The sequence below is a fragment of the Paenibacillus profundus genome, assembly GCF_021369635.1.
Classification (GTDB): Bacteria; Bacillota; Bacilli; order Paenibacillales; family Paenibacillaceae; genus Paenibacillus_B; species Paenibacillus_B profundus.
The window spans coordinates 1-14,316 of sequence record NZ_JAJNBZ010000029.1 but is presented as its reverse complement, the minus strand read 5'-3'; the positions used below and the strand labels follow the sequence as shown (position 1 = coordinate 14,316).

Here is a 14,316-nt window from a genome sequence, read left to right as displayed (position 1 = left end):
GCAATAATGTGCGCGGAACGCGGACAACGTGGAGCCCCAATTCTGCTTAATGAATGAGCTTGCTTTCCTTCGCCTTCTTGACGAACTTCGCGCTGGATCTATTAATCGGTGTCTTCAATGCCAAGCCGATGACGAGCGTAAGCCCCACATAAATGCACATCATGAGCAAGTCGCGCTGGATGACATCCCACGATATCCCGCCCACGGCCTCGCGCATCATGCTAATTCCGTACGTGAAGGGAAGGTAAGGATGAATCGCTTGAAAGAACGGCGGCGTCACTTGAATCGGGAACGTCCCCCCGGAACCGGCAAGCTGCAGCACGAGCAGGACGATGCTGAGCGCTTTGCCGACATTGCCGAACACCGAGACAAGTGTGTACACAATGAGCATGAAGACAGCGCTCAAAATGAGGCCGAACGTGACGAACCACAGTTTATTAAGCACGTAGGCGCCCAGCACGTAAATATCGCCTGTCGTGACGAGAAGCGACTGGAGCAAGGCAATGGTGACGAACGTCAAGTATCTGCCGAAGTAGACGTGATGGTCCTTCATCGGGGAGGCGAACTTCTCCTTCCGTGAATGGAATCCGTTCTCGGGATCAGGATTGGTATTCGCTTGAATGCTGTTCATCTCCTCTGGTTCCCTATGTACCTCCACCGTTAGCAATGACACGAGCAGCAAGGCGCCGACCCATAGCGATAGGGTAGTAAAAAAGGGTGACATCGCGGAACCGTAGTTCGGGATTGGGTACAACTTGTTCTCCTTCAGTACAACCGGCTGAGCGAAAAATTCACTTTCCTTCTCGAAGTTGTTCCGCAGCAAATCGATAATTTCATTAATATCGCCCTGAGCTTCCAATGCGCGGATTTTATCGGCGATATGTTTGATTTTCGACTGAGCGACGGGAAGGTCGCGTTTCAGTGCGATAATTTCTTGATTGCCGAAAGTGAGCGCCTTTGCCGCATCGTTCAATATGTTTTTGACGTCGGGAATCCGCTTGAGCGCATCGTGCAGCAGCGTTTGTGTATTAGCTACCGTGCTGCGCGCCTTATTGACACCTTGCAAGATTTTCGGCTTGATTTCGCCGTCATATCTACCGAGCAAGTCGCCGGCAATGGCGGCCGTATCGCGGGCCAACCTGTTCAGACGGTCGGCAAGCTCACCGGATATGGTTCTGCCTGCATTGACGGCTGTCTTCATCTCGCTGATGGTGGATAATTGCTGCCCAAACTTATCGGCAATCCGCTGCAGCTTTCCGATCTCGGACCCGAATATATTTCCGGGGGTTAATTGGTTCAGACGCCCCAGCCATTCTATCGTTCCATTTACGATCTTCAGTGCGGTATCGAGCCGCCGCGAAGCTTGATCCAGCGCGTTGAGGACGACAGACGGCTTTGCATTCACATCCTGCACGATGGCGGTCAATTGCTCCATCGCGAGCGATGTTTGCTGTACGGAAGCGAGGTCCTGCTTGATAAATGGGGAAATGGCCTCGATTCCTTCCTGGCTGTACTTGAGAAGCTCCCCGATGCGCTGCGAGAATTGTTCTCCCTCGGCGGCGATCTGTGCGACAAGGGGGAGGTTCTTCTGCGCTTCTTGAACGATTTCATTCGCTTTGCTCACGTCGGCCAAGGCGGTGTTCGCGATGCGGACGAACTCGGGAAAGCCTTTTTCCAGCTTGAAGACGAGGCTCTTCACCTTCTCAATCGTCGGCAACTCATTTTTCAACTCGACTCCGATCTCATTGAAGATTTGAAAGATGGTCCGGTTCGCCGTCTTGACGAAGTTGGAGCTCACCTGTTCGATGATGCTTGATGCGCCTTTTGACGTAATTTTCGGGGAAATGGCATTGATTTTTTCGTTCACGTAATAGACGATCTCCGCTTTCACCGGCTCGTCTGAGAGCACGGTCCCGATACGAGCAGAGAAACTGTCTGGAACGATGATGCTTGCGTAATAGGTTCCGCGTTTTACCCCGGTCAACGCTTTTTTCTCGTCGACGAAGGTCCAGCCGATCTGCGTATTTTCTTTCAGCGATGCAACGATTTCCTTCCCGATATTAATCGGTTTATCGAGGATGGTCGTTCCTTTGTCGTTGTTGGCGACAGCGATGGCGATGCCTTTCGTATTGCCGTATGGATCCCAGGAAGCGAGAATATTGAACCACGCATATAAGGAAGGCAGCCCGATTAGACCGACAATGATGATGAATGCGGCCCAATTGCGCGTTATGTTTTTTAAGTCCGTTGCATAGATGGAGAAAATGTGTTTCATGATGGCCCCCAATGAATCCTTTTGACTTCATTATGCCTAAGATCCATTTTGACCATCCGAATAGGGAGATGATTGGTTGGCAGGCCGAGTGATAAGACTTTAATAAGATTGGCTGCAAGCCCGCTGTATATGGCTGGTAATATGTTACTTTGAAGAGGTTGAACACGCACTTGAAAGAAACAACCTATTTAGAAGAGGGGGGGGCATATGATGTTACAGGTGTTGCTAGTGGATCATAATCCGTCTGAGCGTAAGAAAATAGCAGATATGATAGGGGTATGCGGGCATACCGTCGCGGGGGAAGCTGGAAATTTTGGAGAAGCGCTGGCCTGGATCGAACGGGGTTGGCCTACTGTAGTAATGACCGATCTGACAGTTCCCCATCCGGAAGGACTCCGGCTTGCCCGCTATGTCCATGAACAGCGTTTGCCCATCGTCACCGTCATGCTGAGCACATATGCGGACTTTGGCGCTGTTCGACAGGCGATGCGTTATGGAGCGAGCGATTATTTAATTAAGCCTGTCAAAAGAGAGGACGTCCAGCGGGCATTGGAGCGTGCAGAGCGCTCGGTCCATTATTTCTGTTCTGCGCATCAGAAGTTGGCGGGAGTGCAGAGCTTTTTTACCCGATTGGAGCGCATGACTCCGAGCGAGCTTCTGAAGGAGCAGCATGAACTGATTCAATCCTTGCTGCTGTCGCAGGGCGATGCGCACGGAATGCATATGGATGGCTTGCGATTCTTCGCAGTTAAGTGGCGGCAAGTGCTCGGCGCCTCCGCGTTGCCTGTCTGTACGAGTCCGTGGCCAGACACCGACCATGACAGAGCGGCATATGTTTCGCAGCTGGCTGAAGTGTGGATCGCACATACATATACTTCCTCGTTGGGGAACCGAAACGTAAAGCTTCTTTTTAAGATGGCTTGCGATTACATTCACGAGAACTACCGCAAGGATATAACGCTGCCTGACATGAGCAGGCGATTCGGGATGAGTGATTCGTATTTCAGCACCCAGTTCAAACGGTGGACCGGATACTCCTTCGTGCAATATGTGAACCGGATTCGCATCCAGAAGGCGAAGGAGCTGCTGTTGGAGCCGGACCTAAAAATATATGAAGTGGCTTGAGGTGGGCTATACGACGCTGCAGTATTTCAACCGCGTATTCAAGCAGTCGGTATCTGTCAGTCCGATCGAATATCGGAGGATGCTGGGCATGTGAAGAGGTTGTTGGACTTTATATTTTTTGTTAAGAGCAAAATCGGCGAAGAAATCGAAAATCCGTTTCATTACATCTCGCAATCTCGCATCTATACTAGTATTTGTCAATGGTAGAAAGGAGTGTTGACAGCTGTGCGTATGAAGCTGGATTAGACAACCCGATGGTATATCGGCGCGGTCCGCGGCATACACATAGCTTCTTAAAGAGAGCTCTCTGAAATTTAATTTTAGGAGGAATCGATTACGGATGAAATGGAAACGTCAAAGGCCGGCCTTTATTTTATCTCTGTGCATGATTTGGTCGCTGTTTGCTCCGGTCGGACAGGCCCTTGCGGCAGATTTGCCGCAGCCCGTGTTCGGACAAGTCATGGATACGCGAAGCATGGAGATCGGTCCCGGGGCTAACTACACGTGGTACAACATGAATCTGCCGCAGGGATTGGAGAAGGTCCACTTTTTGGAATTCGACCCGAAGAATCAGGCCTTGGATATGCAGCCAGGTATGACTGACGGAAAAGTATACGGAATGCAGGGCGTTACGAAAATGGCAAACGATGCCGACAAAGAAGGCAATCGGGTCATCGCAGGTATTAACGGAGATTTTTACGATATGACAACAGGCGTGCCGCTGGGGCTGTTCATGGGCGACGGCGAAATATTGGTCAGCCCGCCCGCGCCTGCCGATTGGTATGCGTTTGGACTGAAAAATGATGGCACGATCATTTACGGACTTAGTCCGACGCTCAAGAGAACGCTCCACATTAGCGGGAAGGACATTGAAATTTCCGATATCAACCGCATGCGGGAGAACAGCAGCAAGCTAAACCTGTACACGTCCTCCTTTCATACGTCGACGATGACGAATGATCTGGGTGACGAGGCCGTGCTGGATATTGTGTCCGGCGAAGTGAAGAGCGGCAGCACCTTGAAGCTGAAGGTGGCCGAAGTCAATAAGGACAAGGGGAATACGCCGCTAGTGGCAGGCAAAGTCGTCTTGTCCGCATCCGGCACTTACCGTGACGCGCTGCAAGGACTGCAGGTCGGCGATGAGGTAACGGCTCAATTCGAGTTTGAGGAGGCGTGGAAAGACGTCAAGATGGCTATCGGCGGTGTCGCGCAGCTGTTGAAAGACGGCGAGGTACAGCCGCAGGATGATAAGGCGCTCTATCCGCGCGTGGCGATCGGCACGAAAGCGGACGGCTCGATCGTCATGATCGAGATTGACGGCCGGGCGCCAGGATTTAGCGAAGGCGTGTCTTACGACGACTTGGCGAAGGTCATGAAGGACATCGGCGTAGTCAACGCGTTCTGCCTTGATGGAGGCGGCTCGTCGACCTTCGTGGTGAAGCTGCCGGGCGAATCGGTGCGGAAGATTCTGAACCGTCCGTCCGACGGCGGAGAGCGGAAGACGGCGAACGGCATTCTGCTCGTGAATAAAGCGCCGGAGGGTGCCGCATCCAAGCTGGTCGTCCAGCCGAATATGGAGCGGGTGCTTGTCGGCTCCTCTTATTCGCTTAAGACGGCGGGCGTCGATGCGAACGGGCATCCGGCGGCCATTACAGGAACGCCGCAGTGGAGCGTCGATCCGGCATTTGGCACGTTCGATGCGAACGGCGCATTTACGGCGGAGCAGACGGCGGGCGAAGCGGATGTGACCGTTACCGCAAACGGCTTGACCGGGAAAGGACGTGTCGAGGTTGTGAAAGACCTGACAGAGCTTCGCTTTCCAGATGCGGTGAATTCATATGCACCTGGCGAGAAGGTGGCCATGCAGGTAACGGCGCTGCGCGACGGACAGGTGATTGTGTCGGACAACCGTCAATTTGCATGGCGCGTGGAAGGCCCAATCGGCAGCATCGATGAGCAAGGTGTCTTTGTGGCAGCCAATGAGTCGGAGAAGAGCGGTAAAATTATGGTCAGCTACGGCGGCATTGAAGCTTCGATGGAGGTCAATGTCGGACAACCTCCGGTCATATTGGAAGACTTCGAAGACGGAGTAGGGCGTTACAAGGAGATTAGCGGGGCCCGTTATAAGAGCGTCCGCGTCAGTGAGGAGACCGGAGAAGATTACATTCGATTCGGCAGCAAGGCGGCCAAGCTGGAGTATGATTTCACGGAAACGGTCGGCATTTCCGGTGCCTATCTGGAAGCGAAAGACACTGCTTCCCAAATCGAAATTCCGGGCTATCCAGAGAAGATTAGCGTCTGGGTATACGGTGACGGCAAGAAGCATTGGCTGCGCGGACAACTGCGGGATGCCAACAACGGAGCGGTTGATTTGAATTTTACGGATGAAAAGGAAGGTCTCGGATTCGTAGGCTGGCAGTACTTGGAGGCCGATGTTCCGAAAGGCAAACCGCTTCCGTTCCGCATGACGATGCCGATTCGTTATATGGAAACGAAAAATGACAACAAAACGGCGGGCGTGCTCTACATCGATCAGATTCGGGCGTTGTATGGTTCGGCCACTGACGATATGGATCCGCCGATTCTGAAGGATTTCTCTCCGGTGGATGGCAGCACGATTAACACAGCGACACCGGAAATTCATGTCTTCGGTGAGGATTATGGGTACGATCCTGTCGCGCATCCGGCAACGACGCTCATCGATCCGGATAAAACCCGCATGTATGTGGATGGTGTCCTCGTACAGCACGGCTTCTATCCACCAAAGGGCAAGATTCATTACACGCCGAATGTGCCTTTGGCGGACGGCGTTCATACGGTCAAGGTGAAAATACGGGACTTATCCGGCAATCAGACGGAGAAGGAATGGATGTTCGTCGTCGATACTGGCTCTTCCAAGCTGACGTATGACGGCCCGGATAACGTGTATGCGGGCAATGCATACACGGTGGATGTGAAGAGCGTGAAGGCGTCGAACATTAAGCGTGCGGACATCGCGTTCGCCTTCGATCCGTCTAAGGTCGAGAGTCTGGAAGTGGTGCATGGAGCTAAGCTGGCAGATGCAAACGTACAGTCGACGATTGACGCTGGTACCGGCGCTGTACAGTTGAAGTTCAGCGGCCTCAACTCATTGTCGCTGACGGATGATGACGTGTTGGCGCAGATTAAGTATCAGGTGAAGACGAATGCCGAAAGTGAGCTAAGAGTCAGCTTCACGTCCGGCTCGATTGCCTTTATGGATAAGGGCGAGACAGACTTCGGTTTCTTCGGACTGCCGCTTGTGGCGGCGATTCAGTATCATCTGCGATTGAATTGGAATCCAGACGGGGTGGCCGAGGGGCAGGAGACGGTATTCGGAGTCGTTGACGAGAAGGGCGCGCCGGTCGAAGGCGCCCGCATTATGACGGCGGATGGCACGGACATCGGCGTCACCGATGCGGACGGCAAGCTCGCCACGAAGGCGTTAACGGACGAGGTGAAGGAATATTCGCTGCAGGCAGTGCAGGCGCAGGATAACCGCTACAGTCCGGTAGTGAAATTCAAGGTGTCGCCGCTGGCAGGCAGCGATGAGCCGTACAATATTAGCGTGTCGATGGGCGCGGATCCGGCGACTTCCCGCGGCATACTCATGCGAACGTAGAGACGACGGTCATTGAAATGGCGAAGAAGGATGGATTCACCGACTTTGCTGCACCTGGCGTCAGCAAGGTGGTCGGCACGAGCAGCCTGTATCATACGTGGGATATTGGCACCGTGCGGGTTCACAAGGCAGTAGCTGATGGGCTTGAACCAGGCACGGAATATGTGTATCACGTCGGTAACGGGGATGGAAAGGTCAGTGAGCAAGGCTCGTTCAAGACAGCGGAAGTGAATGGAGAACGGACGAAATTTTTATTTTTTGGCGATTCGCAAGCGTCGAATGAAGATGGATTCAAGCTGTGGAGCGATATCGCCCATAAGGCTGTATCCGATCACCCGGATTTGGACTTCATTTTACAGGCAGGAGACATGGTCGAGGATGGATTCAAGGAGAAAGAATGGAGCATGTGGTTCAAAGCAGCCCAGGATATCTTCTTGCAGACAACACTCGTATCGGTGGTCGGCAACCATGAGGTGACCGGTACGAGGAAGAATGATGATTTCCTTGCTCATTTCAATAACCCGCAGAACGGGTTGGATAGCTTGAAAGGCAGCAATTATTCCTTTGATTATCATAATGCGCATATTGTAGTGCTGAACAGCGAGTACGATTTCGAGGAACAGAAAGAGTGGCTGCGCCGCGATCTGGCCGCTACGGACAAAACGTGGAAGATCGTAACGTTCCACCGCGGACCATATGGCAGCCAATACGATTCGGAGCATATCCGCAAGGCGTGGACGTCCACGTTTGACGAATTCAACGTTGATCTGGCGATGAATGGACACGACCACGTGTACGTCCGTACCTATCCGCTGCGCGGTGGGAAGCCGGTCGGCGAAGGGGAAGGCACGACGTATGTCGTCGGCGGTTCGTCCGGTCCGAAGTTCTATCCAGTGACGCCGCGCGAGTGGCAGCTCAAGGTGGACGGCGAGCAGACGCAAATCTACGGCGCAATCGAGATTGTTGGCGGTGAACTCAAGTTCACGGTGAAGACGATTGGCGATCGTTTGGTAGACGAGTTCACGCTCCACAAAGGAGATCTAGCGGTACCTCCGGCTGAGGTCGTCATCGACCAGCCGGAAGTGAATTTGGCAGTCGGCGAGAGCGTGAGGCTGAACGCCACCGTGCTGCCAGCCAATGCCGCTGATAAGACGGTAACGTGGTCCGTATACAGCGCTTCGGCGGACGGAACGGTGAAGGTGACACGGGATGGAGTCGTCACCGCCCATGAGATGGGGACAGCGGTCGTCCGTGCAACGAGCGTGGTGGAAGCTGTTTATGCAGACAGCTTGATTACGATTGACCGTCTGCCAGACGTGAAGGTGGGCGAAGTCCGTCTGGAACGGACCGAAGGCAAGCTGAAGGTGGGAGAGACGCTGCAGCTGAACGCTACCGTGCTGCCAGAGGATGTCAGTAATAAGACCGTCATCTGGTCTGTGTACGGAGCAGCGCCGGACGGTGCGGCGAAGGTGTCCATTGAAGCATTGGCGGCAAGAGGCATCATCGACGGTGTAGGCGAGAACCGCTTCGCGCCGCAGCTTGACATAACGCGAGGGGACTTCACTGTCATGCTTGTACGGGCGCTTGGTCTTCAAGCTTCCGGCGGCGGTTCCGCCGGGTCAGGCGCGGGCTCTGGCTTCGCTGATATCAATGCAGACGCGTACTATGCCGAAGCGGTTGGCATGGCGAAGGAGCTTGGTTTCGTGAAGGGCAAGGGTGATAATGCGTTCGGACCGCGGGATAGCGTATCGCGTCAGGACATGTTCACGATGGCAGCCCGCGCCTTGGAGATGACAGGCATGCTGAAGGTTGACGGCGATTCGGATGTGTTAGCGGCGTACACGGATTCGGCGCAGGTATCTGACTATGCGAAGGGTAGTCTAGCCGGTCTGCTGCAGGAAGGGCTCATTCAAGGCAGCGGCAGCAAGCTGAATCCAGATAGCCGCGCTACGCGGGCGGAAGTGGCCGTCTTCTTGAACAGGGTGCACAACCGCGTGTATGAGTGAATAAAAGCGGAAAAGTGGTAGTGAAAGGGCGTTCTCTAAGAAGAGCGCCCTTTTTGCAATTAATTATGTGATTGGGAACGTGGGGCGGTCCCGGCGAGCATGTTGTCTGTAAAAGTGTATATGGCCACTCTCCCCCTCCTTCAGAAAGTGCATTGCGTTATGAGCCGATCAGCTTGTTGCGTGGATAAATTAGGTCTGGCAGAATCGTTCTTGCAATGGCCACTCGTCGTTAGTTGTTTAGTTGACTGGTTATCTAGCTGTCTGCCGTGAGCTGCTGTCTGAATGCTCAACGTAGAGATAGGAAGTGAATTTTCTGCTGGAAATAGTCCAATGAATGTTCGTGCTAAGTATTCTAATCATAGGTATCATTGGAAATCGTGCAGTAGAATCGCCTTCAAGGCGGCTATTCAGTGGAAAAACGGCCATTTGATTGGATGATTTCCAGTAGAACGTTGAATGGGCGCTTGGAGAAGAGTTTCTGTTGGATGTTTTCCAACGGAAGGTGCATCACAACTCGACTGGGAGGGATATAACGATATAAATAAGCGTATACACATGAAACCTGCTATGGCTATGACAGGTAGAGCCGCTGTTACATAAGCACGGTATGATATGTCATAGTCCCCGCATGGACGAAAGATATGGCAGTCGGGTACACTATAACAATATTGCTGCAAGAGCGGAGGGTGAACAGAGCTCTTCTTTTACATATCAGGATACGGAATAAGGAACGGGGTTGAAGTCAGACAGATGTTTATACAATTGGTGTGCGTGGGAAAGTTGAAAGAGAAATATTTGGTGCAGGGGATTGCGGAGTACAGCAAACGATTGGCGCCGTATGTGAAATTTCAAATTACGGAGCTGCCGGACGAGCAGGCGCCGGAGAAGATGAGCGATGCCGAGCTGGAGCAGGTGAAGGAGCGGGAAGGGGAGCGCATTCTCAGTCATATAAAGCCCGATGCGCATGTCGTGGCGCTTGCCATCGACGGCCAGCTCTGGTCGAGCGAGGAGTTGGCGGCGCAGCTTGATCGCTTGGCGACGTATGGGACGAGTCACATCGTGTTTGTGATTGGCGGTTCCAACGGTCTGTCCGATGGTGTTCTGCGCCGTGCCCAGACGAAGCTGTCCTTCGGCCGCATGACGCTGCCGCACCAACTGATGCGCCTCGTGCTGACGGAACAATTGTACCGTGCGGTGAAGATTAATCGTGGTGAACCGTATCATAAGTAAGCACAAAGGTGTCGTTAAATGAAGCGTCAAAGAACAATTCAATGCCCCTTGACGCTTCTCTGGTCGGGATTATCCCCAAGGTTTACGGTGCTCTTGTTTATTATGGAGTGTAGCAAATCCTTCTGTTTCACTGGCTCAGCCTTTGTTATGACGCTTGAGAAGCCTTTTAATACTTACTTGGTGAACCTGCTCAAAATAAACCTCTTTTATCGTTGGTCTGTTGAGTTCATACTCTGTATCCCTCTTATGTTCAATTAGCTTTTTCTTTTCATCTTCCAATGAAACTAATTTGTCTAATATCGATGAAGGAGGGGTGTCAGATGTTTCAATTACAGCTAGAAACCTTTTTATGTTCTTCTCGATATTAAGAAGTTGCTTCGTAATGTATTCAAGATGATCTTGTAGGGGTTGTTTTAATGTTCTGACCTTATCGTTTACATTACCTACAATTTTCTCGAGGAGATCAGGATTCGATGTAATCTGTTCTATTCTCTTAAAGACGAAATCTTAAGCTTCATCTGCTCTTACCAAATTGGTCTTACATACCGTAGAACCTTTGGAACGTAAGGACGCACATTGATAATAGCGGATGTATTCACCTGTTGAGTTTTTAGTTCTATGTCCAATTATTCCGTGTCCGCACATTGGACAACGCAATAGGGTTGTAAGCGGGAAGTGTCCGTGAAAGGTCTTTGTTGGCTTATGAGATTTCATTCATTGATTTGGCTCTCTCCCAAACTTCCATATTAAGGTTCGTGTTCCCCTTGGACAAGAGTAAAGTGTTCATTCTTACCTGCTCTTCTCTTTTCGTTCCAATTTTGAACCTGATTAAACCGAATGAAACCTGCATACAAAGGATTAGTGATGATTGTCCTTATTGTTGGGATTGCGAAGAACGCATTCCTTTTGGTTTTGTAGCCCTCTTTGTTCAATTGGTTGGCAATCGCCTTATAGCCCTTACCATTGATATAGAGGTCAAAGATATACCGTACAAGGGCTGTTTCTTTTTCATCTACAATAAGTCGTATGTTTTCTGAATCTATAGACTATAACCATCATCTTAATGAACAGGATAAAAAAGCATTTCGTGCCTTGCGCAGAAATGCAAAGAGGGACTGGTCAAGATATGTTTGTGAGTCAGCTAGGCGAAGAATTAGGGAGAAAGCAAAAGAGCAATCAACCAACTTGTATGAACTCTTTGTTTCGCATGGAATCGAAAATCAACTCAAGTGGTAAAAATAATGCCCCCTCCTCGTATTTGAGAAATGGGGCTTTTTATATTAGCCGTTTATTAATTCAGGTGTTTCTTTAGACCCTGGCATTGACAGTAAAGTTAAACTTGACTGTTTTAAATCTTTTACGATACCGCCACCAATATTTGTATACATTAGAGTCGTTTGGTTTAGGTTTTTCATTTCATCCTCAGCTATATCCCACCTGATGTTATCAATAATTTCCCCTAATTTACTGGTCAAACTCTCGAAACTTTCAATGTAACATAAGCTTGCATCAGGTTTGACTTTGTTAAAGTGTTCCTTTACTTCAGGAGCAATGCCCTTAGTAGCCCAAATTACTCCCGTATCTGCATTGTAAACACCTAGTCGACTTTGAAATGCATAGGCATGTCCTAAAGAAAATTGTGAATCTTTCAATTCAAACAATAGCAAATTTTCTCCGATAGTAATAATTGCATCTATTTCTTCTGGTCCTTCTTCGATGTTGACTAATATTTCATCCAAAGGAATACCGAAACTGAGCAATTTATCAACAAGAATAATTGTCATCCATAGGCTACCATCAAGCATTTTATTGCATGAAGAGGTGGTAGTAAGCAATTCTTCGATTATTTCGTCTGCAATTAAACGATTACACTTGCTGCATTTGATTCCATGTTGCCCCATAATATCGATACTTTCTCTTGTAGGTGCTTTATTAAGTTGCTCAGATGTTTTCTTACATAAGACAACGTACTCGGATTTGATTAAATCGTCTTCCTTTAATTGTTCAATGCGTGTGGAAATATCATCAATATTTTCAAATTTGTTTCTAAGGTCGCGAACTATGAGGCTTCCTGATGATTTAATCGCTAAGAGTATATTTTGGTTCTGGCTATCACTTAGCTTTCTAGCAACCGAGTTTTGGTGCTCTGTAAATAAAGGAGACTCATAATTAAGACTTAGTTCATCGAACTTCTCATTCCGTTTGTTAGCTTTCTTCCATTCTTCGATTCCAAATCGTTTATTTTTCAATGTCTCTAAAATCAAATCGATTTCAGTGATTGATGAATCAATCGAAAGGAAAGTCATGCTAATTTTCATCGCTTTCTTCTCTGCTTTTTTACTTTTTGGTTCTGATTCTTCACTATCCAAGATTTTAATTATGCCATAATCTATTTTATTCGAAAGTTTGAAGAAGGAAGACCAAGAGGCTCTACCTCCTCCACTACTTCCATATAGAAAACCCATTTCAAAAATCATTCTTTGTTCATACGAACTTCTAGGCTTAAAGTCGGGACAGTCAAGACCTAACACCTCGTTGTATTTCGCCTTCGCTTCTTCAATAGGAAGAGTGTAATTCAAGCTGGAAAGTGTAGAAAGTATTCCTATTTTTGTTTCCTCAAGCGGACTTTTTAGTTCATTGGATTCATAAATATTAATGAGAATCACGTTTTCCCCTCCCTTTATTTACCGCTACTCCTTTATTATACAGGTAGAGTTTTTTTTGTATAGCTGATTATCGGGCGCTATGACGGAGCGGGAACGAATCTAAATGACTATGCAAGGTCAGACATACAGCAATACATAGATTACTTATCAGCAAAGAAGAAGTCGGCGGCAACAATTAATAAACTCTGGAACGCCAATAAAGCCTTCTCTAAGTGGGTAGGAAAGAAAGATAAGATTGAGGGATATTGTAGTTGTCAAAGTAGCTGATATTAAGAAGCAAGCAAAGCAATGGATAAGATTGAAAGAAACAAGTTGATTAGAGATATTGACCGTACAGAAAATAAAAGGGACTTTGCAATTCTCATGACCTTGCTTATGACAGGTCTAAGGTGTCTGAATTAGTGTCCTTAGGAAGGATGAACATGAGAAAAAACGAAATACTTTTGATGACCGAATGTAAATTAGCCAGATTGGATTATGGGAGTAAAATAAACTAGCAAATGATTGTGCGGTAAATCAACATTGATGAATATCATTGGTGGCATGGATTCAAATTATACGGGAGATGTCCTTGTAGAAGGAAAGAACCTAAAAAATATGAAGGAAAGCGAACTCGATGATTATCGAAAAAGTAAAATTGGGTTCGTATTCCAAAGCTTTAATTTGATCCCGCACCTTACGGTATTGGAAAATGTAATGATTGCGATGCAAATGGCAAATAAAAGCGAAAAAGAGCGTAACGATAGAGCAAAAGAACTTTTGGCTGAAGTTGGTTTACAGGATCACATGATGAAAAAACCAAATCAACTGTCCGGGGGACAAAAATAACGTGTATCTATTGCCCGGGCCTTGTCTAATGATCCGGATATCATTCTAGCTGATGAACCGACAGGAGCCTTGGATAAAGAAACCAGTCAACAAATATTAGATCTCAACTTTCGCAGCATGAAATCGACAGATATGCCTTGATGTAACTGGGCAGACCGCCGATCCATTGCTGCAGTTGACGCTGAATGAGCGATGTGATCCTCTTGCCGGCTTTCGTAGCAATATCGGTAATCAAATCAACCATTTGTTGCAGGGCAACCGCCCAATCGATGATGCCAACTTCATCGCAAAGTAAATAAAACAGTCCGCCAAGAGACCGCTGATCGGTGCTTTGTCGGTGCTGCCAAGCGAGCAGAATGTAACGTGAAAACACAATCGTCGTATGGCTCACGAGGTAGCGCTTGTTATCGTTCTTCACCATGCCGATCACTTGCAGTCCGCGACGGGTGACTTCCTGAATGAGCGGTGCATGCGTAAACCAACTGTCCATGAGGACATACGACGCGGAAACGCCGGCTTGTATGGCACGGTCCAGCATAGTCGAGA

Annotated in this window: 9 protein-coding genes and 1 pseudogene; 5 read left to right on the top strand and 5 right to left on the bottom strand. The window is 49.1% G+C overall.

Translation table 11 applies throughout. The features are described from left to right. Positions 1-46: 46 nt before the first annotated feature. Positions 47-2,275: a YhgE/Pip domain-containing protein gene (locus LQV63_RS24275; RefSeq protein ID WP_233698620.1), complete on the bottom strand. Its 2,229-nt coding sequence runs from the start codon at positions 2,273-2,275 to the stop codon at positions 47-49. Between the two features lie 207 nt (positions 2,276-2,482). Between LQV63_RS24275 and LQV63_RS24270 the strand changes: the two genes are divergently transcribed. The 4 genes and pseudogenes from LQV63_RS24270 (at position 2,483) to rlmH (ending at position 10,276) form a co-directional block, all read left to right on the top strand. Next, positions 2,483-3,400, top strand: coding sequence for a response regulator transcription factor (locus LQV63_RS24270; RefSeq protein ID WP_233698619.1), 918 nt, complete (start codon positions 2,483-2,485; stop codon positions 3,398-3,400). Next, a complete protein-coding gene (locus LQV63_RS24265; protein WP_233698618.1) occupies positions 3,387-3,494 on the top strand; it encodes an AraC family transcriptional regulator in 108 nt (35 codons plus the stop codon). Before LQV63_RS24270 ends, LQV63_RS24265 begins: the two co-directional genes overlap by 14 nt. 246 nt (positions 3,495-3,740) lie before the next feature. Next, positions 3,741-8,980 (top strand): annotated as a pseudogene (locus tag LQV63_RS32155) (phosphodiester glycosidase family protein); the annotation flags it as partial. Positions 8,981-9,796: 816 nt separating this feature from the next. Then, positions 9,797-10,276 (top strand): 23S rRNA (pseudouridine(1915)-N(3))-methyltransferase RlmH, encoded by a 480-nt coding sequence (rlmH, locus tag LQV63_RS24250; RefSeq protein ID WP_233698615.1) that lies wholly within the window; start codon positions 9,797-9,799, stop codon positions 10,274-10,276. Positions 10,277-10,783: 507 nt separating this feature from the next. Here the strand turns inward: rlmH and LQV63_RS32150 are convergent. The 3 genes from LQV63_RS32150 to LQV63_RS24245 form a co-directional block, all read right to left on the bottom strand. Beyond that, complete coding sequence (locus LQV63_RS32150) at positions 10,784-10,990, bottom strand: zinc ribbon domain-containing protein (protein ID WP_407672963.1); 207 nt, start codon at positions 10,988-10,990, stop codon at positions 10,784-10,786. A gap of 32 nt (positions 10,991-11,022) precedes the next feature. Beyond that, positions 11,023-11,295 (bottom strand): recombinase family protein, encoded by a 273-nt coding sequence (locus LQV63_RS32145; RefSeq protein ID WP_407672965.1) that lies wholly within the window; start codon positions 11,293-11,295, stop codon positions 11,023-11,025. 261 nt (positions 11,296-11,556) lie between these two features. Further along, positions 11,557-12,942 carry a hypothetical protein gene (locus LQV63_RS24245; protein WP_233698614.1) on the bottom strand — a complete coding sequence of 462 codons (1,386 nt, stop codon included), beginning with the start codon at positions 12,940-12,942 and terminating at the stop codon, positions 11,557-11,559. A gap of 504 nt (positions 12,943-13,446) precedes the next feature. Between LQV63_RS24245 and LQV63_RS24240 the strand changes: the two genes are divergently transcribed. After that, positions 13,447-13,770, top strand: a complete 324-nt coding sequence (locus LQV63_RS24240; protein WP_267934188.1) for an ABC transporter ATP-binding protein — start codon at positions 13,447-13,449, stop codon at positions 13,768-13,770. Between the two features lie 103 nt (positions 13,771-13,873). Here the strand turns inward: LQV63_RS24240 and LQV63_RS24235 are convergent. Continuing rightward, positions 13,874-14,316 (bottom strand): transposase (locus LQV63_RS24235; protein WP_233698613.1); only part of this gene is annotated, 443 nt, incomplete at its 5' end.

Bases quoted from the DNA above. Each gene is read 5' to 3' on its own strand.
- LQV63_RS24265 (WP_233698618.1), top strand. From the start codon at position 3,387: ATGAAGTGGCTTGAGGTGGGCTATACGACGCTGCAGTATTTCAACCGC.
- LQV63_RS32150 (WP_407672963.1), bottom strand. From the start codon at position 10,990: ATGAAATCTCATAAGCCAACAAAGACCTTTCACGGACACTTCCCGCTT.
- rlmH (WP_233698615.1), top strand. From the start codon at position 9,797: ATGTTTATACAATTGGTGTGCGTGGGAAAGTTGAAAGAGAAATATTTG.
- LQV63_RS24275 (WP_233698620.1), bottom strand. From the start codon at position 2,275: ATGAAACACATTTTCTCCATCTATGCAACGGACTTAAAAAACATAACG.
- LQV63_RS24270 (WP_233698619.1), top strand. From the start codon at position 2,483: ATGATGTTACAGGTGTTGCTAGTGGATCATAATCCGTCTGAGCGTAAG.